This window comes from Enterococcus sp. CWB-B31 (assembly GCF_020567645.1).
Taxonomy (GTDB): domain Bacteria; phylum Bacillota; class Bacilli; order Lactobacillales; family Enterococcaceae; genus Enterococcus_L.
This window is the reverse complement of sequence record NZ_JAJDJW010000019.1, coordinates 1-19,763: the sequence shown is the minus strand read 5'-3', so window position 1 is coordinate 19,763 and position 19,763 is coordinate 1. Positions and strand designations below refer to the sequence as shown.

At 38.2% G+C, this 19,763-nt stretch carries 21 protein-coding genes and 1 other annotated feature; of the genes, 13 read left to right on the top strand and 8 right to left on the bottom strand.

Going from position 1 to position 19,763, the window contains the following annotated elements:
* Window positions 1-379 precede the first annotated feature (379 nt).
* Window positions 380-1,351 carry a ribose-phosphate diphosphokinase gene (locus LI954_RS13955; protein ID WP_202067296.1) on the top strand — a complete coding sequence of 324 codons (972 nt, stop codon included), beginning with the start codon at window positions 380-382 and terminating at the stop codon, window positions 1,349-1,351.
* 62 nt (window positions 1,352-1,413) lie between these two features.
* Here LI954_RS13955 and LI954_RS13950 read toward each other — a convergent pair whose 3' ends face one another.
* Window positions 1,414-1,980: a DUF1700 domain-containing protein gene (locus LI954_RS13950; RefSeq protein ID WP_229444766.1), complete on the bottom strand. Its 567-nt coding sequence runs from the start codon at window positions 1,978-1,980 to the stop codon at window positions 1,414-1,416.
* Window positions 1,977-2,318, bottom strand: a complete 342-nt coding sequence (locus LI954_RS13945) for a PadR family transcriptional regulator (RefSeq protein ID WP_229444765.1) — start codon at window positions 2,316-2,318, stop codon at window positions 1,977-1,979. The genes LI954_RS13950 and LI954_RS13945 overlap by 4 nt, the downstream gene beginning before the upstream one ends.
* 158 nt (window positions 2,319-2,476) lie before the next feature.
* On the opposite strand from LI954_RS13945, the gene LI954_RS13940 reads away from it, so the two are divergent.
* Both LI954_RS13940 and LI954_RS13935 read left to right on the top strand, forming a co-directional pair.
* The gene (locus tag LI954_RS13940) at window positions 2,477-3,046 is read left to right on the top strand and encodes a hypothetical protein (RefSeq protein WP_202067299.1); all 570 of its coding nucleotides are present in this window, start codon (window positions 2,477-2,479) and stop codon (window positions 3,044-3,046) included.
* A 19-nt stretch (window positions 3,047-3,065) separates the two neighbouring features.
* Window positions 3,066-3,500 (top strand): GNAT family N-acetyltransferase, encoded by a 435-nt coding sequence (locus LI954_RS13935; RefSeq protein WP_229444764.1) that lies wholly within the window; start codon window positions 3,066-3,068, stop codon window positions 3,498-3,500.
* 76 nt (window positions 3,501-3,576) lie between these two features.
* Here LI954_RS13935 and LI954_RS13930 read toward each other — a convergent pair whose 3' ends face one another.
* Entirely contained in the window at window positions 3,577-4,149 is a 573-nt protein-coding gene (locus tag LI954_RS13930; RefSeq protein WP_229444763.1) for a DUF805 domain-containing protein, read from the bottom strand.
* Window positions 4,150-4,555: 406 nt separating this feature from the next.
* Here LI954_RS13930 and rsmG point away from each other — a divergent pair, with 406 nt between their 5' ends.
* Genes rsmG through LI954_RS13915 form a run of 3 tightly spaced genes read left to right on the top strand, consistent with a single transcriptional unit; the run spans window position 4,556 to window position 6,941 of the window.
* Complete coding sequence (rsmG, locus tag LI954_RS13925; RefSeq protein WP_202067302.1) at window positions 4,556-5,272, top strand: 16S rRNA (guanine(527)-N(7))-methyltransferase RsmG; 717 nt, start codon at window positions 4,556-4,558, stop codon at window positions 5,270-5,272.
* A gap of 18 nt (window positions 5,273-5,290) precedes the next feature.
* A complete protein-coding gene (locus LI954_RS13920; RefSeq protein WP_202067303.1) occupies window positions 5,291-6,055 on the top strand; it encodes a ParA family protein in 765 nt (254 codons plus the stop codon).
* The gene (locus tag LI954_RS13915; RefSeq protein WP_202067304.1) at window positions 6,048-6,941 is read left to right on the top strand and encodes a ParB/RepB/Spo0J family partition protein; all 894 of its coding nucleotides are present in this window, start codon (window positions 6,048-6,050) and stop codon (window positions 6,939-6,941) included. The genes LI954_RS13920 and LI954_RS13915 overlap by 8 nt, the downstream gene beginning before the upstream one ends.
* Before the next feature lie 432 nt (window positions 6,942-7,373).
* On the opposite strand, the gene LI954_RS16155 is transcribed toward LI954_RS13915, so the two are convergent.
* Entirely contained in the window at window positions 7,374-7,505 is a 132-nt protein-coding gene (locus LI954_RS16155; RefSeq protein WP_267491506.1) for a hypothetical protein, read from the bottom strand.
* Window positions 7,506-7,901: 396 nt separating this feature from the next.
* On the opposite strand from LI954_RS16155, the gene LI954_RS13910 reads away from it, so the two are divergent.
* The 7 genes from LI954_RS13910 to guaB all read left to right on the top strand — a co-directional run bounded on the left by LI954_RS13910 (window position 7,902) and on the right by guaB (window position 13,657).
* Window positions 7,902-8,297, top strand: a complete 396-nt coding sequence (locus LI954_RS13910; protein WP_202067306.1) for a helix-turn-helix transcriptional regulator — start codon at window positions 7,902-7,904, stop codon at window positions 8,295-8,297.
* Between the two features lie 9 nt (window positions 8,298-8,306).
* Window positions 8,307-8,618 carry a hypothetical protein gene (locus LI954_RS13905; protein WP_229441399.1) on the top strand — a complete coding sequence of 104 codons (312 nt, stop codon included), beginning with the start codon at window positions 8,307-8,309 and terminating at the stop codon, window positions 8,616-8,618.
* Between the two features lie 257 nt (window positions 8,619-8,875).
* The gene (locus tag LI954_RS13900; protein ID WP_229444762.1) at window positions 8,876-9,415 is read left to right on the top strand and encodes a hypothetical protein; all 540 of its coding nucleotides are present in this window, start codon (window positions 8,876-8,878) and stop codon (window positions 9,413-9,415) included.
* Window positions 9,416-9,567: 152 nt separating this feature from the next.
* Window positions 9,568-9,753: a DUF951 domain-containing protein gene (locus tag LI954_RS13895; protein WP_202067308.1), complete on the top strand. Its 186-nt coding sequence runs from the start codon at window positions 9,568-9,570 to the stop codon at window positions 9,751-9,753.
* Between the two features lie 274 nt (window positions 9,754-10,027).
* Window positions 10,028-11,128, top strand: coding sequence for a redox-regulated ATPase YchF (gene ychF / locus LI954_RS13890; protein WP_202067309.1), 1,101 nt, complete (start codon window positions 10,028-10,030; stop codon window positions 11,126-11,128).
* A 103-nt stretch (window positions 11,129-11,231) separates the two neighbouring features.
* On the top strand, window positions 11,232-11,915 hold the full coding sequence (locus LI954_RS13885) for a DUF1129 domain-containing protein (RefSeq protein WP_202067310.1): 684 nt from the start codon (window positions 11,232-11,234) through the stop codon (window positions 11,913-11,915).
* 257 nt (window positions 11,916-12,172) lie between these two features.
* A complete protein-coding gene (guaB, locus tag LI954_RS13880) occupies window positions 12,173-13,657 on the top strand; it encodes an IMP dehydrogenase (RefSeq protein ID WP_202067311.1) in 1,485 nt (494 codons plus the stop codon).
* A gap of 193 nt (window positions 13,658-13,850) precedes the next feature.
* Here guaB and LI954_RS13875 read toward each other — a convergent pair whose 3' ends face one another.
* From LI954_RS13875 to LI954_RS13860, 4 genes are all read right to left on the bottom strand, one after another.
* Entirely contained in the window at window positions 13,851-15,326 is a 1,476-nt protein-coding gene (locus tag LI954_RS13875) for a polysaccharide deacetylase family protein (protein WP_202067312.1), read from the bottom strand.
* Between the two features lie 311 nt (window positions 15,327-15,637).
* The gene (serS, locus tag LI954_RS13870) at window positions 15,638-16,909 is read right to left on the bottom strand and encodes a serine--tRNA ligase (RefSeq protein ID WP_202067313.1); all 1,272 of its coding nucleotides are present in this window, start codon (window positions 16,907-16,909) and stop codon (window positions 15,638-15,640) included.
* A gap of 53 nt (window positions 16,910-16,962) precedes the next feature.
* Window positions 16,963-17,174, bottom strand: a binding site (T-box leader).
* A gap of 421 nt (window positions 17,175-17,595) precedes the next feature.
* Complete coding sequence (locus LI954_RS13865) at window positions 17,596-18,780, bottom strand: sensor histidine kinase (protein ID WP_229441402.1); 1,185 nt, start codon at window positions 18,778-18,780, stop codon at window positions 17,596-17,598.
* Window positions 18,770-19,459 carry a response regulator transcription factor gene (locus LI954_RS13860; RefSeq protein ID WP_202067315.1) on the bottom strand — a complete coding sequence of 230 codons (690 nt, stop codon included), beginning with the start codon at window positions 19,457-19,459 and terminating at the stop codon, window positions 18,770-18,772. Before LI954_RS13860 ends, LI954_RS13865 begins: the two co-directional genes overlap by 11 nt.
* Window positions 19,460-19,763 lie beyond the last annotated feature (304 nt).

Here is a 19,763-nt window from a genome sequence, read left to right as displayed (position 1 = left end):
AAAAGGTGTAAAAACGATTTTAATTCCTAATTTTTCGTAAAACAACTACATGTCGAGCTGAAGTATATTTAGTGAAGATATGCAAGTGTTTCATTTGGACATATCCGGAGAACTGTCTAAAAAATTTTTTTAAAGGAAATATCTGTTATGAATGAACAAAAACTAAGAATAAGAATGCCTGAAAAAGAATTAAGCAGAAAAAAAGAAGGAGAATAGAAATGAAAATCTGTGAAGCTGCAAACAAAAATAGTAAAACGGTTTAAATGCGTATAATTGATGATAATTTGGTATTACTATAGGAAAATCACTTGATTTATTTGTAAAAAGTGACTACTATTTATAAGGAAGCTATTGTTCAAAATAGAAAGTGGAGGTCCCAATGTCAAAACATTATTTTGATCCAAGATTGAAAATTTTTTCTCTTAATTCTAACCGCCCTCTAGCGGAAAAAATTGCAAAAGCAGTTGGTGTGGAATTAGGTAAGTCATCTGTCAGCCAATTCAGTGATGGTGAGATTCAAATCAACATTGAAGAAAGTATTCGAGGGTCGCATGTTTATTTGATTCAATCAACGAGCAGCCCAGTGAATGACAATTTGATGGAACTATTGATCATGATTGATGCGTTGAAGCGCGCAAGTGCCAAAACAATTAATGTTGTTATGCCGTACTATGGTTATGCGCGTCAAGATCGAAAGGCTCGTGCACGTGAACCGATCACAGCCAAATTAGTAGCGAATATGCTGGAAAAAGCCGGAGCTACAAGAATGTTGACATTAGACTTGCATGCGGTACAGATTCAGGGATTCTTCGATATTCCTGTGGATCATTTGATGGGTGCGCCGCTGATTGCTGATTACTTTATGGAACATGGGATTAAGGGCGACGATGTGGTGGTAGTTTCACCGGATCATGGCGGAGTGACTCGTGCCCGAAAACTGGCGGAGTACTTGAAATCTCCAATTGCAATTATTGACAAACGCCGTCCTAAAGCAAACGTGGCAGAGGTAATGAATATCATTGGACAAGTGGAAGGGAAAATCTGTGTGTTGATTGATGACATGATCGACACTGCCGGAACCATTTCATTGGCCGCTAATGCATTAAAAGAAGCCGGTGCCAAAGAAGTGTATGCTTCATGTACACATCCAGTATTATCAGGTCCTGCACTGGAACGGATTCAGGATTCAGCGATTAAACGTCTGGTTGTAACAGACTCCATTTATCTTTCGGATGACCGCAAGATCGATAAGATTGATGAAATCAGTGTTGGCGAACTAATCGGTGATGCTATCAAACGGATTCACGAAAATAAACCAGTCAGCCCTTTATTTGAAACAAAAAATCGTTAAAAGAATACAAATAAGCGTTGGAAGTGTTGTGAAAGCACAGAAATCCGACGCTTATTTTTTTGTTAATTGGAATTTTTCAGTTTACGATGCGCAACAGAAATAGATAGCAGATAGCCTTTCAGCCAATTCCACATTTTTTTGCTGCTGATATAAAGCAGCAAACCAACCAGAAGACAAACTGGCAAAGCCATGAAATCAGGAGCCTGCCAAAAACCAAAATTCATAACAACAATCGGCAGTGAATAGCCGAAAAACAGACCAATCATTTTGATAACACCTGCTGCAACTACTATAAAGGAACAAAAATAGAATGTAATTGAAATGATTCCTACACAGGAAACAATGAACATACCTGAAAAACCAGTTACAAAATAGAATTTTATCAGTTTCATCAAATTACTCAAGTTGAAAGAGCCTTCTTTAAGAAATGCCTCGTCAATATAAGAATCTGCCAAAGCTTTGGGACTTCCTAATGTTTTCAAGACTATATCGATCTCTGCGCCGTTGCTTACAGCTTCAAAGATGTGGCTTTCTACTTCTTCAAGGATATCCATCCGTTCCTGCTGATCCATCTTCTTTAAATAATTGTTTAACTGCTGTAAATAGACTGAAGCCTGTTCATTCATCATAATTCCTCCCTGTTTTCCTGAATATCATCGACTGCTCTGGTCAATGTTTTCCACAGAACGGTCATTTCCATAAGATATCGAATACCTAGATCGGTAATCCGATAATATTTTCTTCGAGGCAGATCATTATTTTCCTGCCAGTAGCTTTCCAAATAGCTTTCTTTTGTCAGACGTCTAAGTAACGGATACATTGTATTTTCGTTTGTGGCGATGATACTCCAGTTGCTCAATACCTCTATCAGCTCATAGCCGTAATAATCTCTTTTTGATAAAAGAGAAAGGATACAAAGCTCCAAGGTACCGCGTTTAACCTGTGATTTCCAATCATCTATATTCATATTAGCACCTCACACAGTACAGTGTATAACACAGTATAAGATAATACAAGTCTTAACAAAGAATTTAATGCAGATATACTATTTTGAAAAGGAATTCTCTTTAGAAACGTTGCCAATGTAGTATAATTAGATAAATCAATATATGAAGGGGAAATAAAATGGAACGTCCGGACGAACGGAAAGCACTTGAAATACTGCAGACAATTTTTCCTGAAAAATATAAACAAGCCAAACTTCTGGACAAACCTGATATTCAAAGCCTTGAAAACAATGTTGGCGTAGAAGTCACTCAATCGCTGAAAGAAGGAGTTCTGCATACGTTGGGAGAAAGCAGTGTGCCATTTCAGGACGAGCAAAAATTGTTAAAAAGACTTAAGCAGGAATACGGTACAGATGTGATAAAGATGACGTTGAGATTACCAGACGGTACAGTAAAAAAAGTAGGAATTTCTTTGGCAAACTGGGACAGCTTATTTAATTTGATTGAAGCCTATGATAATAAACTGAAAAAACTGCAAAATGGAAGCTACACACTTTATCAGGAAAATAATCTTTTTATCTTTGTTTTTTGGGAAGATGAATCTTATATCAGAGGGTTGTTGAAACACTTAACGACAATTGCTTCTCCGCTTTATTATAATATTGTTTATGTGTACAGCAGTCCATTTTTGTATGTGATTGACTGTGATCGGAAAAAAATGGAAAAGTATAAATACAAGATAAATTAAGAAGCAGGAGTTGAATAAAATGGATGTTCAGATTAAAAAATTGGAAGAGTTATCTTCGGCAGAATTACTGAAAATTATGGCAGCACGTATTGCAGTGTTTGTCGTTGAACAGCAGTGTCCGTATCAGGAGATTGATTCCGATGATGAAACAGCATGGCATGTTTGGCTGCAGGAAGGAACTGATATTGCCGGTTATTCCCGAATTATTGACAAAGGAGACTGCATCAGTATCGGGCGTATATTGACGACTAAAAACTATCGTGGTCAAGGATATGGTAATCTTCTAATGGAAAAGACACTGACTGAGATAAAAAAACGCTATACAAATCTATCGGTAGTATTAAGTGCTCAGGAATATGCAGTGGCATTTTATCAAAGCTTTGGTTTTGAAGTTGTCTCAGAGGTTTATCTGGAAGATGATATTCCCCATGTGAATATGAAAATGGAAAAATAAAATACCTGATAAAAAATATGCTGTAACAGTTGGTACTAAAAACTGTTGCAGCATATTCCAGATAAGTTAAAATGGCTTAATATTCTACCCATTCGCTGTCTTTTTCCTGTTTCTTTCTGAAAAAGAACTGCATGGCATCACTGTTGCTTGTTGTTACCAGTGAATCAGTTGGTAAAATAGACAGTATGAAGAAAAAGATGCTGATTGCGGAGACAATCAACGTTAAGAACGCAGAACTTCCATTTAAATTAATAATGTTTCCGACAAAATTAATAATGTAAAAGGTCAAAACTCCCCGACCGGTAACCCCGGCGTCTCTGTATCTTCTGACTGAAAGTGCCAGTGTTGGCAGTATTAATGCTAAACTAATAACGCCGAAAAGAATGAACACTCCGATAGAGTCAGTTAAAGCTGCAGCAATTTCACTTTCAGAATAATAGCCGTAATCATCAATTAAACTAAATACCAATGAAAAAATTTTTCCCAACATAGCAAAAGCCATAACAAACCCGCCTAATGATAAAATCAATGTTACCCACCAGTAGCCGGCTCTTGTTGTCCGACCCTTAAAGTCTACATATCCCAGAAAGAAATCTTTAATTGCCTGAACAAAAGACACTTCACCTGGCTTTTGATTAATTTTTCCCATAACTACCCCTCTTTTTAAAATATATTGGTCTCCATTTTATCACTCTTTTCATGTAACTTACAAGCGAATTTACTGAAATGACACACTAGCAGGCAGGGGAAGTTCTTGTTTCATCTACAGAAGGTTGTTAAAAAGCTGATTAGAAGTTAAAAAGGATAGTACTGTTAGGAGAGGTCTTCATTTTTTGACGTCATCTATTTGCTTTTTCATTTCCGTTGCCCCATCTATTCTACCTATTTCTGTTATACTGGAATCATTCTGTATTACCGGAGTTTCGAAGAAAAAACAGATCATTTTAAGAAAGCTGATAAAAGTTATCAAAACCATTGCATGAAACAGCTATTTGCGATAAAGTAAAGTAAGAAACTGTGAAACATTTTAGTGTTTCACGCTAGGAAGGAATAATATGACGCCAGAAGAATTTAGACGCTTGTTAGAGGAAAAAGGAAGGATTTTATCTGATCAGCAAATGATGCAGTTTGCCAAGTACCATCAGCTGTTGATTGAATGGAATGAAAAGATGAACCTTACGGCTATTACAGAAGAAAAAGAAGTATACTTAAAACATTTCTATGACTCTGTATCGCTGGCTTTTTTTGAGGATTTTTCATCTGATAAGAAAATCTGCGATGTGGGTTCCGGAGCCGGGTTTCCAAGCATCCCTTTAAAGATAGTTTTTCCAGATTTAGAGGTTACGATTGTTGATTCTCTGAACAAACGTATCAAATTTTTAACTCATCTCACTGAAGAATTAGGCTTATCTGATGTTTCTCTCTATCATGACCGGGCAGAGACTTTTGGACAGACTGAAGAATTTAGAGGGGCATTTGACTATGTAACAGCAAGAGCTGTTGCCCGTCTGAATGTATTGGCGGAGCTTTGTCTGCCTCTGGTAAAAAGAGACGGCTTCTTTCTGGCATTGAAAGCATCGAAGAGCGAAGAAGAAATAACAGAAGCAAAAAAAGCAATTGCTGTATTGGGTGGAAAATTCGAACAGGAACGTTCGTTTGAATTGCCTATTACTCATGATGAACGGCATATTGTTGTAATTCAGAAGAAAAAGGAAACACCGAAAAAATATCCAAGAAAACCAGGGTTGCCAAATAAACAGCCGATCAAATAAGATGGAGGAACAAAACACATGGTACGAATCATTTCTGTAGCGAACCAAAAAGGCGGAGTAGGCAAAACAACGACTACTGTAAATTTAGGTGCTTGTCTTGCTTATTATGGAAAAAAGGTATTGCTGGTTGATATCGATGCTCAGGGAAATGCGACGAGCGGTGTAGGAATTAGAAAACCGGATGTTGCTCATGACATTTATGATGTACTGGTGAATGAAGAGCCCCTGAATAAAGTGACTTTACAGACAACAAGAAAAGATCTGGATATTATTCCTGCCACTATCCAGCTGGCCGGAGCTGAAATAGAATTGACTTCCATGATTGCCCGGGAGTCCAGACTTAAATCAGCGCTGAAAGAAGTGAAAAACGATTACGATTATATTCTGATTGACTGTCCACCGTCACTGGGACACTTGACCATTAATGCGTTTACTTCCAGCGACTCTATTTTAATCCCGGTTCAATGTGAATATTATGCATTGGAAGGACTTAGTCAGTTACTGAACACGATACGTCTGGTTCAAAAACACTTTAATCCGGAGTTGAAGATTGAGGGAGTTCTTTTGACCATGTATGATGCCCGGACGAATCTCGGAGCCGAAGTCGTGGAAGAGGTTCGTAAGTATTTCCGTGAAAAAGTGTATGACACGATCATTCCTCGAAATGTTCGTTTATCGGAAGCGCCAAGTCATGGGCTGTCAATTATTGATTATGACCCGAGATCTCGCGGAGCCGAAGTCTACTTATCTCTAGCAAAGGAAGTGTTGAATAATAATGAGTAAAGGAAAAGGTTTAGGCCGCGGTATTGATGCATTGTTTCAAGATTTTGCTAGTTTGGAAGAAGTAGATGTAAAAAAAGAAGAGGTCATTGAAATTCCTCTTAAGGAGCTTCGTCCAAATCCCTATCAGCCCAGAAAAACATTTGATGAAAGTTCATTGAATGAATTAGCAGAATCCATTAAGCAGTCAGGTGTTTTCCAGCCGATTATTGTCCGAAAATCATCTGTAAAAGGCTATGAAATTATTGCTGGTGAGCGACGTTTCCGGGCATCCAAATTGGCTGAAAAAGAGACTATTCCAGCAATTGTCCGTGAATTCGATGAAGAAGCAATGATGCAGATTGCTGTACTGGAAAACTTGCAGAGGGAAGATTTGAACCCGCTGGAAGAAGCAGAAGCTTATGATATGCTGATGAAAAATCTGAAGCTGACACAGGTGGAAGTGGCAGAACGCTTGGGTAAGAGTCGTCCCTATATTGCAAACTATCTGAGATTGCTGACTTTACCGGAGCTGGTGAAAGATTTAGTGCAGCAGGAAATATTGTCTATGGGGCAGGCAAGAACATTGCTGGGTCTGAAGGATAAGAAATTGATCTCTACATTGGCTGATAGAGCAGCCAAAGAAGGGTTGACTGTTCGTCAGCTGGAGCAGATAGTTAATGACTATAATGAAGATGAAGGTAAAAAAACCGCTAAAACGGTTAAGAAGCCGGTAAAAGAGAAGCCGTACTATATACGTGAAAGCGAAGATCGCTTAATGGACAAGTTCGGTACGACAGTCATGATTCAGGAAAAAGAAGGAAAAGGGAAAATAGAAATTGAATACCTTTCTCAATCTGATCTGGCTAGAATATTGGATATCCTGAATATTCAATTTGATTCAGAATAAATTAAATAAAGTTGAAAAAGGCAGGAATCTGAAATTTTCTGTCTTTTTTTATTGGATTTAAAAACAGGGATAAACGGGACTGTGACATAAGGATGTCTGATACCCTTAAAGCCGAATAAACGGTGTTCCAGTCTTTGTATGATTCGAGCTTCGAAGAAGCGTAGAAGTAAGTTCCTACATGCCCCCAGACATGCTTCGAGGATCGGAACGAAGTCCTTCAATTCTTAGTGGCTTTGCCATTTAGGAATTGATGAGATCGAAACGAAGTGTAGTGTAGTGAGAACCGTAGACGCAGAAAAACGGCTACAGCGTAATGGTTTGTCTCGAGAATCGTTAGACTCGTAGAGACAGCAGTTCTGGAAATAAGTCGAACGATACTGAAAATATGAGTAGCTCCAGGAAGGTATCCATTCACAGCTAGTCATTTTATGACTAGTGTTTCTTGACAATTTTCGTATATTCCGCCTTATTGACATAAATCACTACGACTGACTTGTCAGAGTAGATGATACCTACTTGGTTCTTGAGCCAGAACACTTCTGCTCCTGCGGTTACTCGTCGCATGAAGTGCTTTGCTCCTGCGGTTACTCGTCGCAGTTAAGGACGTGCAAGTGCTCCTGCGGTTACTCGTCGCAGTTAAGGACGTGCAAGTGCTCCTGCGGGTATTCATCGCATGGAGATTGTCACAACCTCCTCAAGTAAGGGGCTTCTAATTACTGGAGTGAATTTTCCTGATATTCTGGAAATTGCTTCTGTATAAGGGCTGTCAAGCAGATTTGACGAGGGAAACAGGAGATGTCAAAGGTATTTGATAGAAAAAAAGAGATTATTGCAGGATGATTATCTTATACGAAGAAGCATTTTTGTTAAACACAGAAGTACGAAAGAAATCTTTAATATGAAAGCAGTTTAAGCAGTATAATGGAGGAGGAGAGACAAAAAACAAAGTCGGAGGCAGTCATGGAGATTGGAGTTAAGTTAAGAGAGATAAGAAATGAACTGAGATTAACGCAGGAACAGGTAGCAGCATCTGTTCATGTATCTAGACAGACCATCTCGAGTTGGGAAAATGGTCATAGTTATCCAGATATTATAAGTGTGCTGCTTTTAAGTGAATTATATAATGTATCTGTTGATACACTGTTGAAAGGAGATCCTAAAATGACCTCATTTTTAAAGGAAAGTACAGATACTGTAAAGAGTAATAGAAGAATACTTTATGGTATGGGGTTGAATTTGCTGCTTATTATATTAATGTTTTTCTTTGAAGCTGTTAAAGGTTTGGCATTTCTGCTGTTTATACTGATTGCTGTAAACGGCGCTATTCTGTTTTATAACTTTGTCAGGAAGATTTAGGAGGAGACTATGATGCAGACATCATGGAAGGTTTTCGTTGGAGTTGGTATCATCATACTTTGTTCGCTTGCCATAGCAATAAATATTTATCGTTTGCTATTAATTGATGCCAAAGACAGAGGACTGGAAAAACCAAAAATTTGGGCTTTGATCGGAGCAGGCGGACAGCATGGGGAAGGTCTGTTACTCTATTTTTTTCACCGTAGAAATCATCCCAAAATGATGGAAAGCCAACCAGAACAGACAGCTTTTATCAGAAAGAAGATTCAATACCTGCTTGTTTTAGATATTATAGGATTTATTTTGTTTGTAGCCGGATAGTCAGCTTTTGTTGAAATGAACTCTGGACTGGTACTGGTTGCTTACTCAAAAGAAGGGATTTTCTTAAAACATCAAAGGGATGATGTGGTGAATTTTTAAGCGCTTTGTCTTGTTTTAATTTATAGAGCTGTTGGAAAGATAGAGTACAGTTAGAAAATGTTTCTGACTTGTAGTCTATCTTCTATTTATTAGGATAGTAAAACAAATTTTACGTAATCTGCATTTTACGATATAATAAAAAAGAATGGAGGGAAGATATGGAACTGGACACCACACTTATTGAAGCATTGTTAGCTTCACCCGTCAGCAGTTACCAAATTTCCATGGGTACCGGGATTTCCCGCCAAATGATCGGTAAGCTGAGAAATGGTCAGGCTGATTTTCATAAAGGATCTTTGGAAAATGCACTTTCTTTATACAGCTTTGCACTTGAACAGAAAAAAATAGGGAATTTATTGATGAATAAAAATGAGACGCTGAAAGAAGTAGCAACGAAAGACGACCTATTGGATGCATTAAAAAGAAAAACGGATGAAATTTTGGTTATAGGAGAGCTGGCTGCCGAAATAAACGAGCTGAAAAAAAATCAGTTAACCGATACTGAAATCATGGGAGTGGAGCTTGGTGGTGGAGGTATGTTGACCATTTTGGAGTATCTGATTAGTCTGTTAATTGATGCAGGTGAAAAAATTGATAAAAATGAAAAGGCGATTCGAAAGAAAATCATCCGTCTGTATTATATAAAGAGAGTAGGTCCGGCTTCAGTTTTATTGCGATTAAAACAGTTGGATTATTAACAAAACGAACAATGTTAACTTTCATCAAAACAGTAAATTGCTTTTGCTACTTGGAGAAAAAAATGGTATTGTAGAAATATCTGCTTTTTTTATTTTATCTGAGCGAAAAGATCTATATTTGGCGCAGAGAAAACTGAGGAGGAAACGACGAAATGTATGATTTAGGTGATGTTGTAGAAATGAAGAAGCCTCATGCCTGTCAAACCAATCGATGGGAAATTATTCGAATGGGTGCTGATATAAAAATCAGATGTTTGAATTGTCAGCATATCGTTATGATGACTCGCCGGGATTTTGAGAAAAAAATGAAAAAAGTACTGGAAAAGAAAGTATCCTAGTGCTCTGACCAAATTATAAATTACACTAAAAGATCGTCTATAAATGATGTTCAATGATAGAAAATGTTAACTTGTATGCTTCAATGACAAGAATAAACAGCTACAAATATAGGGGTTGCTCTTGTGCTGGCTGCGTGTTTTTTGGATTAGAAGCATAACTTAGTTTTAAATTGGTCGATACACTAGCAGCAAAGGAAGAACCCATACAGTTAACAAGAGGAAAAAGTGAAAACTTTGTTGTACAGTATAAATTGATAAAGGAAGAGTGAAAAAAATGGCATTGACAGCTGGAATCGTAGGTTTGCCCAATGTAGGGAAATCTACTCTTTTTAACGCAATCACAAAAGCAGGGGCTGAAGCGGCAAATTATCCGTTTGCAACAATTGATCCTAATGTGGGAATGGTTGAGGTACCTGATGACAGACTACAGCGCTTAACAGAGCTGGTTAAACCTAAGAAGACTGTTCCAACCACCTTTGAGTTTACGGATATTGCCGGAATTGTGAAAGGTGCGAGCAAAGGAGAAGGACTGGGCAATCAGTTTTTAAGCCATATTCGTCAGGTGGATGCGATTTGTCATGTAGTCCGCTGTTTCGATGACGAAAATATTACCCATGTGGAAGGCAGAGTTGATCCGCTGGCAGACATTGATACGATTAATCTGGAGCTGGTTCTGGCTGATCTGGATTCAATTAACAAACGCTATGCGCGCGTGGCAAAGATTGCCAAGACGAAAGATAAAGAGGCAGTTGCTGAACTGGCAGTCTTAGATAAAATCAAGCCTGCTTTAGAGGAAGGACTTTCAGCAAGAACAATTGATTTTGATGATGAAGAAAAGAAACTGGTGAAAAGTTTGTTCCTGTTGACAGCTAAGCCAATTTTATATGTAGCGAATGTTTCGGAAGATGAAGTAGCTGATTCTGAAAACAACAAATATGTTCAGCAGGTCCGTAATTTTGCGGCAGAAGAAAATGCTGAGGTAATTGTTGTCTGCGCTCGGGCAGAAGAAGAAATAGCCGAGTTGGATGAAGAGGATAAAGCAGAGTTTTTAGAAGCATTGGGAATAGAGGAATCAGGCTTGGATCAGCTGATTCGTGCGGCATATGATCTGTTGGGATTGGCAACCTATTTCACAGCGGGTGAGCAGGAAGTTCGTGCCTGGACATTCCGAAAAGGAATTAAAGCACCACAGGCAGCAGGTATTATTCATACCGATTTTGAACGCGGCTTTATTCGTGCGGAAACAGTTTCTTTTGAGGATCTCAGTACTTATGGAAATATGCAGGCGGCTAAAGAAGCAGGGAAAGTTCGTCTGGAAGGGAAAGATTACATCGTTAAGGATGGAGATGTTATGCTCTTCCGTTTCAATGTCTAATGTTTTTTGAAGAAAACGGTTTTTCTTTGATAAATTTATGATAAAATACCACATAGATAAGGTTTGTTTTGCGATAGCGGATTGATTAGGGGGATACAGTAAAATGGAACCAGAAAAACTGCAGGAAATTGTTGCTGAAAATCGTGAGTTGGAAAAAAAATTAACAAAAAGAAACGAGCAATATATTTTTGATTTGAAAAAGTCAATTAAAGCGGCCAATCTTTCGGAACAGGAACAAACTTTAGCCTTACATGAAATTCTGCCGTTAATGGTGGAAGAACAGAAGAGCGGTAGAACAGCACGTCAGCTTTTTGGCACTGTTTCAGAACGGACAGAAGCCATTTTAAATAAACCGGTAGAGAAAAAGGAGTCCACACCTCTTTTGATGTGGATAGACAATGCAATGCTGTTGATGGGTGCGCTGGCTTTGATGATGTCTGTCACAAGTTTGTTGTTTAAAACCGAAAGACAGCAGATTGGGCTGGTAACTTTGCTTATCGGTTCAGCAGTTGGAGGCTATGCACTTTATTTAATGTATAAATATGTGTATCAGTATGACCGCCCGGGTGCCGATAAATCACAGCGCCCCGGATTTTTAAAGTCCGGTGCCATTATGGTTGGGGCTATGTTTCTTTGGATTGTCACATTTTCGGGTTCAGCTTTGCTGCCTGCCGTTATTAATCCGGTACTGGATCCAGTCGTTATGATAGTGATTGGTGCGGCAGTGCTGGCAGCGCGTTATTTCCTGAAAAAGAAATACAACATGCAGAGCAGTTTGGCAAGATAGTACGGATAAAATAAGATTTAAGACAAACGTGAACAACAGGTGTCTGAATCTTATTTTTTTATTCTATGATAAGAGAGAGCAGACAAATCAGATAAGGTGAACGTTCTTTTCTTTTAAAATGCTGATAATAAAATGAGAAATAACTAATGTTATAAAAAAATTGATGGAATATTTCAGAAATCAGAAAATCCGGTTGACTTATCTTCTGGAATCTGTTATTTTCATAAATAAAATTAAATTGAGGAGTGATTCAGGCAATGTCTAACTGGGAAACGAAATTTGCGAAAAAAGGTCTTACATTTGATGATGTTTTATTGATTCCGGCAGAAAGCCATGTGTTGCCAAATGATGTGGATATGAGTATTCAATTGGCAAAAAATCTTAAATTAAATATCCCGCTGATTAGTGCAAGTATGGACACTGTAACAGACAGCAAAATGGCGATTGCAATGGCACGTCAAGGCGGATTGGGCGTAATCCACAAGAATATGAGTGTTGCACAGCAGGCGGATGAAGTCCGTAAAGTAAAACGTTCAGAGAGCGGTGTTATTCTAGACCCATTTTTTTTAACACCATCAAACCTTGTTGCAGAGGCAGAGAATCTGATGAGCAAGTATCGAATCAGCGGTGTGCCAATTGTTGAAACGATGGAAAATCGTAAATTAGTAGGGATCATTACAAACCGTGATATGCGTTTCGTTACAGACTATCAAATGAAGATCGATGAAGTGATGACCAAAGATAATTTGGTGACAGCCCCAGTTGGTACTTCTCTAAAAGATGCTGAGAAAATTTTGCAGCAGCATAAAATTGAAAAATTGCCGATTGTTGATGAAGCAGGTCGTTTAAGCGGATTAATCACAATCAAAGATATTGAAAAAGTTATTGAATTTCCAAATGCTGCCAAAGATGAGCACGGCCGTTTGCTGGTGGCAGCAGCAGTAGGTGTGACAAGCGATACATTTGAACGGGCGGAAGCATTACTTGAAGCTGGAGCTGATGCAATCGTTATTGATACTGCTCATGGTCATAGTGCCGGTGTTATCCGTAAAATTAAAGAAATTCGAGATACTTTCCCTGATGCGACCTTGATTGCTGGAAACATCGCAACTGGTGAAGGTGCCCGTGCATTGTATGACGTTGGTGTTGATGTGGTAAAAGTGGGAATCGGTCCCGGTTCAATCTGCACAACTCGAGTGGTTGCCGGTGTTGGAGTTCCTCAGTTAACAGCAATTTATGATGCAGCATCTGTTGCCCGCGAATACGGCAAATCAATTATTGCAGATGGCGGAATTAAATATTCAGGAGATATTGTCAAAGCGTTGGCTGCCGGCGGACATGCAGCAATGCTTGGAAGTATGCTTGCCGGAACGGATGAGTCTCCAGGTGAATTTGAAATCTACCAGGGACGCCGCTTTAAAACCTATCGCGGTATGGGTTCTCTTGGTGCTATGGAAAAGGGCTCAAGCGATCGTTATTTCCAAGGTAGTGTAAATGAGGCAAACAAGCTGGTTCCGGAAGGAATTGAAGGCCGGGTTGCTTACAAAGGAAGCATCGCTGATATTATCTTCCAAATGATCGGCGGTTTAAAATCTGGAATGGGGTATGTAGGGGCAGCTAATTTGCAGCAGCTGCGTGAAGAAGCTCAGTTTGTTCAAATGAGCGGAAATGGTCTGAAAGAATCTCATCCTCATGATGTTCAAATTACGAAAGAAGCGCCAAACTATTCTGTCGAACAATAAAAAAATAACTGAAAAAAGACCAATGTGAATGAAGTGACCCCAAAAGTTAGACCAAAAATCTAACTTTTGGAGGTCGGTTCAGAAATTTTATTCCAACATCGGTCTTTTTTTTGCAGTTTTTGAGTGTTTTCTACTACTTGATTAAGGCTCAATCGTTTTATCGGATACTGAAAGCAGCTGTGAACTGAATCCGTTATGGAGAGACAGGGATAGTTTTATTTCCATAATAAAGATGTAATGGCTCAAGTTTGTTGCCTAATAATTCATCAGGGGAGATAATTTCATAGCCTTCAGCCCGTAAATCATCAATAATTTTCGGGACTGCTTCAACTGTTTCAGAATAGATATCATGCATTAGAATAATTGAGTAGTTATTGCTGGTCTCTTGTACACGCTTGATAATTTTTTTTGAATTTTTACTTTTCCAGTCTTCCGAATCCACTGACCACTGAATAATCGGCCGGTCAATGATTTCAGCCGCCTGGCTGTCCACTGCTCCATAAGGAGGGCGAAAGGTTGTTGGAAGTTTTCCTGTTATCTCGAAAAGAACTTTATCTGTTGCGTGGACCTCTTCTTTAATACTTTTAGGTTCTATTGCTGTCAATTTGGGATGAGAATAGCTGTGACTGGCAACATCATGTCCTTCTGCAACAGCTCGTCTAACGATTTCCGGATGCTTAGCTGCATTTTCGCCAAGCATAAAGAAAGTCGTTTTAACATTTTTTTCTTTTAAAATATCTAGAAGTTTTGGTGTAGTTAAGGGGTTCGGCCCATCGTCAAACGTCAAGGCAATATATTTTTTATTCGAATCCAAGCTAGTCCCTGCATGATCACGAATGAGTTGAGAATCAACAAACTCCTGATCAACAAAAGGTATAATTTCTGTAAAGTCCAATGAGAGCTGCTTAATATTGAGTTCATTTTCAGGTAATGAGAAAGTGAACTGATTTGGTGTATAATCAAGTATTTTCTGCTCCATTGTACTATTTGGAAAGTCTATTATTTTATCGATCTGTTGAGAGACTTCATCTGCTGTCATCGTATCCAAAAGTTTCTGCCTGATAATCGGTTGGATTGCCCTGAAGTTATTTTGATTATGAAACAGCTCGGTTAGGGTAGGCAGCTCCAAAGTATCTTTGCTTACATATGTATTTTCCCCCCGTAATAACGGCTGAATCTCCCATAACTCCTCATTTTTGTAGTATAAATCAACAACCGGTGTATAAATAACTGTCTTTCCCAAGATAGCTGATTCAGTATAACCAATTACTTTTGCTGATTGGTCTTCGCTAAGTTGTGTTTCAGCATCTGTCAGTAGTTGCTGCAGCTGCTTTTCCAGCTCTTTTTTCAAGGGTAGATCGGGAAGAAATAGGATATGTTGCCGCTGTTTATTGATAACCGTTCTTTTGACTTCTTGATTTCCCAGCTTTTGCTGTTCGGCAGCTATTATTTCAACGATTTTCTCATCTGGCTCTTGCTGCTGCTCAATTGATTTATCAGTTTGAACACCAGTCTGCTTTTTTGTCAAATAAAAATGTCCGGTGATCAGCGGGAGAAAGGCTGTCAGCAAAAAAAGACTGAAAAATAGTAGGTTTCTTTTTGTTTGCCGCTGTTCCGAGCTCTTTTGAATCTCTTTTCTTGTTTCAGCTTTTTGACTTTCTGGTTCCATAGAGTCAGTCCTAACTAAAAATTGGTGTTTAATTGGTTTGTATATACAAATGATCGGCTTTATTAGAGCCATAAATAGGAGTCTTTGCTAAATATCCTATGAGCTTATAAGTCTTCGGTGTAAATAAAGGGTTATATTAATTAAAAGGTACTATTCAGCTCTAAAATTGTTGCTGTCTTTTCGCAAAAAAGTTAAAAAATAGATCGGATAAATGGACTTTCTCCGAAATTTAAATGTACAACCATACAAAAGAGGAGTCAGACAATATGCAACGCAGAATAGTGACAAGTGCCTGCTCCCCCCGTTGAAAATTATTTAATTACTGTAACTCCGCCCATATAAGGAACAAGCACTTCAGGAACGGTGACAGAGCCATCTTCATTTTGATAGTTTTCCAAAATCGCAGCAACAGATCGTCCGACAGCCAAGCCTGATCCGTTTAGAGTGTGAACGTAATTAATTTTTTCATCTTCATTGCGGTAGCGGATCATCGCTCTGCGTGCCTGGAAATCCTCGCAATTTGAACAAGAGCTGATTTCTCTGTATGCATCCTGAGCAGGAATCCATACTTCTAAATCATATGTTTTTGCAGCGGAGAAACCCATGTCTCCTGTGGAAAGTGTGATAACGCGATAAGGTAAATTCAATTTTTGCAGAATTTCTTCAGCATTAGCAGTCATTTTTTCCAATTCATCATAAGAATTTTCAGGCTTGCTGAATTTAACCATTTCAACTTTATTAAACTGATGAAGGCGAATTAAGCCTCGTGTGTCGCGGCCTGCACTTCCTGCTTCTGAACGGAAAGAAGGACTTAAAGCCGTGAAGTAAACCGGCAATTCGCTGCCGCTTAAAATTTCATTATTATAATAGTTCGTTAACGGAACTTCAGCAGTAGGAATCAAAGTGAAATCAGTATCTTCCAATTGAAAACCATCTTCTCTAAATTTTGGAAATTGACCAGTACCGTACATTGAATTGCTGTTAACAATATATGGCGGAATAATTTCTGTATAACCATGATCATAAACATGGAGATCAAGCATGAAGTTATACAATGCTCTTTCTAAACGTGCTCCGAGACCTTTATAGTAAACGAAGCGGCTTCCGGCAACTTTAGCACCACGTTCGAAATCAAGAATATCTAGATTTTCTGCAATTTCCCAATGAGGCTTGGGTTCAAAATCAAATGTTTTAGGCTCACTCCATTTGCGGACTTCAACGTTTTCTTCTTCACCGGCACCGATCGGAACAGAAGAATGAGGCAGATTAGGTAAAGCAGCTGCGATTGTCTGCAGCTGTTCGTCCACAGAAGCAATCTCTGTATCAAGCGCCTTGATTTCTCCGCCAACGTTTTTCATTTCAGTAATTTTTGCAGAAGCATCATCTTTATTGCGCTTTAACTGAGCAATTTCGGCAGAAACATCATTCCGATATTTTTTCAATTCTTCCACTTTGGTCAATAATGCTCTGCGGCTTTTGTCAAGACGCAGAAACTCAACAAGTACTTCCTCTTTTACTCCGCGTGTTGTCAATTTTTTTTGAATATCATCAAAATTTTGACGAATCATTTTTACATCTAACATATTTTTTCCTCCTAAAAATAAATAATAAAAAAGTCACTCCATCCCAGAAAAAATCTTGGGACGAAATGACTGTGATTTCGCGTTGCCACCCAAGTTCAACCCTTCGGCTGCCCTTGATTAAACAGATAACGGCTGTGACCGATCTGACTTATTTCGTCAGATGCATAAGTAGAGATGGATTCTTTATAGATGAATATCTGCTTTCAGCAACACAGACTCTCTGGAATTCAGAGCTACAAATACTTGTTCTCTAAGCTTTCATTTAGCATACAGAATTTCGATTAAGATGTCAATGGAAGAATCAGTTTGAATTTACCTATTCTCCACTAAAAACCCTATTATATCAGCAGTTACAGAAGCTATTTTCTAAACAAATGAACTACACTTCGAAATACTGTTAGTTCAATGCTTTTCTGTATTAGTTTCTAAAATTTGGGGTAAATTCAAAAAGAATCAGCTGCGCCCAAGACAAAAGGATGAAGAAAATAATAGTGAAAAACATATCATTAATTTTCTAAATCCAACAATTCTCAGTTATTTCCCATTCACTTTTATTAACAGCAAATAGCTAGTCAAAAAATACATGGTTATTACGCATCAATTGCAAATTTTTTGATCAATGACCATGTATTTTAGAAACCTATCTACAGTTTCTGAAAAATATTTCTTTATGCTTTTGTCATGAATCAAGCCTCAGCAGCAGTTGTATTACTTTGAAGAGGTAGATGAATAATAAAAGAAAGCCATTGAGCATCTGAAGTAGCATAGATATATCCGCCATGTAAAGCAACAATACTTTGAGCAATAGCCAGTCCCAAACCAGTTCCTCCAGTTTCCTGAGAACGGGATTCTTCCACCCGATAGAAACGATCAAATAATTGATCAAGCGATTTTTGTGGGATTTTTGGTCCATTGTTACGTACGGCAACCACAACCTCAGTCCCGACTTTATTTGCTTCCATCAGAATCTGATTACCACCCTGCCCATATTTTAAGGCGTTGGACAATAGATTATTGAAGACACGGACGAGCTTTTCTGTATCTCCTTCCATTCGAATAGATGCAGGATTTGTTTCTACCAGAATTTCCATCCCTTTTTTATGTGCTTCCAGTTCAAAATCCACTGCCAGCTGTTCGAGCAGCTGGGCCATATCAAATGTGATAGCATTTAAAGGAACGGAAGGCTGACGCACTTTTGTGTATTCAAAAAGATCATCTACCAATAATTTCATTTGTTTCGCTTTTACATAAGCAATATGTGTATATTTTAGAATCTCTTCTTCTGAATGAAACTGTCTGTCTTCGATTAATCCTAAGTAACCTATAATAGAAGTTAAAGGAGTTCGAATATCATGACTGACGTTTGTAATCAATTCATCCTTGGATTTTTCTATTCGGCGCTCATCTTCAATCGCTGCAACTGTACTGTCAACCAAACCATTGATACTTGCAATTACTTTAGCTAAATTTCCACCCAATTCGAAAGAAATCCGATGATCATAATTGCCGTCTGCAATATAATGGAGTTCACTGATAATGTGACGCAGCTGCATTTGTCGGTAGCGGCGAATCAGGCGCCAATATAAAACGGAAGCATCTATAATAAGAAAGAAAGGAATTACAAACTTGCTCCAGCTCCAAAAGACATCTGTATCTAGGTAGTCAGCCAAAACACCTTTTGTCCCGAAGATAATGTTGCTTAAAGTAGGTGAGCTTTGAACAAACTGATAAATGAGTACAAGAATTGCTACATTTAATAGAAGCAAAAGAATGACTGTCAGAATACCCTCTGCCAAAAGTTCACTGATTTCCTTGGAAGTTAGAGGGATTCTTTTTTGTTTCTCAACTTTCTTTTGTTGTCTAGCGGGCATCAATTTTATACCCCACGCCCCAAACAGTTTGAATCACTTTTTCGCCGCCGGTTGCTTCCTCAATCTTATCCCGCAGATGGCTGACGTGAACCATTACTGTTTTTGCAGAAACAACACTTTCCTGCTGCCATACACGTTCAAAAATTTCATCTGCATTAAAAACACGATTCGGATGACTTGCCAAGAGATAAAGAATACCGAACTCCAAAGCAGTTAATTGAATTTCTTTATCATCAATTGTTTTCACTTGATGGGAGTCCTTGTTAATAATCAATGAACCAACCTCTAAGATATCCGGCTCATCAACTTTTACCTGCATCTGACTTCTGCGTAAGATGGATTTCACACGAGCCATTACTTCTAATGGATTAAATGGTTTTGTGACATAATCATCCGCGCCGGCAACCAGCCCTTTAATTTTATCCATATCTGTTGTTTTAGCTGTAAGCATAATAATCGGAACCTGGGACTCTTTTCGAAGTTCCTTAACAACCTGCATACCATCCATAATTGGCATCATAATATCCAAAATCAATAAATCAATATCAGGAACAGTTCTGATTTTAGATAGAGCTTCCTTCCCATCGTAGGCTTTAACAACCTCATAGCCTTCATTATGGATATAAATACTTAAAAGCTCAACAATCTCTTTGTCATCATCTGCTACTAAAATTTTCATATATATGCCCTCCATATCATTAATATCATCAAATACTATTTTAACAAAAAAATCAGGAAAGAGATAAAAAGTGCTCCATATTACAGAAATTTTAAATACATTACTAAAATTGAAGATGGCTGACTATGAAAACACTATAAAAACGAATGAAAAGTCAATTGTATTGGGAATTGATCGGAATTGAAAAAAAGTTGTAAAAAATGACATATTTTGATTGACCTGAGCGAAGAAACTTGATATATTATTACTTGTCGCAAGACAGGACAACCTCTTTTGAAGCACTGGATAGAATAACAGTGGGAAG

Coding starts and splice junctions, on each gene's coding strand:
- LI954_RS13945 (WP_229444765.1), bottom strand. CDS start 2,318: ATGAATATAGATGATTGGAAATCACAGGTTAAACGCGGTACCTTGGAG.
- LI954_RS13865 (WP_229441402.1), bottom strand. CDS start 18,780: ATGCCCGCTAGACAACAAAAGAAAGTTGAGAAACAAAAAAGAATCCCT.
- LI954_RS13895 (WP_202067308.1), top strand. CDS start 9,568: ATGTATGATTTAGGTGATGTTGTAGAAATGAAGAAGCCTCATGCCTGT.
- LI954_RS13875 (WP_202067312.1), bottom strand. CDS start 15,326: ATGGAACCAGAAAGTCAAAAAGCTGAAACAAGAAAAGAGATTCAAAAG.
- LI954_RS13935 (WP_229444764.1), top strand. CDS start 3,066: ATGGATGTTCAGATTAAAAAATTGGAAGAGTTATCTTCGGCAGAATTA.
- LI954_RS13900 (WP_229444762.1), top strand. CDS start 8,876: ATGGAACTGGACACCACACTTATTGAAGCATTGTTAGCTTCACCCGTC.
- LI954_RS13950 (WP_229444766.1), bottom strand. CDS start 1,980: ATGATGAATGAACAGGCTTCAGTCTATTTACAGCAGTTAAACAATTAT.
- LI954_RS13860 (WP_202067315.1), bottom strand. CDS start 19,459: ATGAAAATTTTAGTAGCAGATGATGACAAAGAGATTGTTGAGCTTTTA.
- LI954_RS16155 (WP_267491506.1), bottom strand. CDS start 7,505: ATGCGACGAGTAACCGCAGGAGCAGAAGTGTTCTGGCTCAAGAACCAA.
- LI954_RS13930 (WP_229444763.1), bottom strand. CDS start 4,149: ATGGGAAAAATTAATCAAAAGCCAGGTGAAGTGTCTTTTGTTCAGGCA.
- LI954_RS13940 (WP_202067299.1), top strand. CDS start 2,477: ATGGAACGTCCGGACGAACGGAAAGCACTTGAAATACTGCAGACAATT.
- LI954_RS13915 (WP_202067304.1), top strand. CDS start 6,048: ATGAGTAAAGGAAAAGGTTTAGGCCGCGGTATTGATGCATTGTTTCAA.
- LI954_RS13920 (WP_202067303.1), top strand. CDS start 5,291: ATGGTACGAATCATTTCTGTAGCGAACCAAAAAGGCGGAGTAGGCAAA.
- LI954_RS13885 (WP_202067310.1), top strand. CDS start 11,232: ATGGAACCAGAAAAACTGCAGGAAATTGTTGCTGAAAATCGTGAGTTG.
- LI954_RS13910 (WP_202067306.1), top strand. CDS start 7,902: ATGGAGATTGGAGTTAAGTTAAGAGAGATAAGAAATGAACTGAGATTA.
- serS (WP_202067313.1), bottom strand. CDS start 16,909: ATGTTAGATGTAAAAATGATTCGTCAAAATTTTGATGATATTCAAAAA.
- LI954_RS13955 (WP_202067296.1), top strand. CDS start 380: ATGTCAAAACATTATTTTGATCCAAGATTGAAAATTTTTTCTCTTAAT.
- ychF (WP_202067309.1), top strand. CDS start 10,028: ATGGCATTGACAGCTGGAATCGTAGGTTTGCCCAATGTAGGGAAATCT.
- guaB (WP_202067311.1), top strand. CDS start 12,173: ATGTCTAACTGGGAAACGAAATTTGCGAAAAAAGGTCTTACATTTGAT.
- rsmG (WP_202067302.1), top strand. CDS start 4,556: ATGACGCCAGAAGAATTTAGACGCTTGTTAGAGGAAAAAGGAAGGATT.
- LI954_RS13905 (WP_229441399.1), top strand. CDS start 8,307: ATGATGCAGACATCATGGAAGGTTTTCGTTGGAGTTGGTATCATCATA.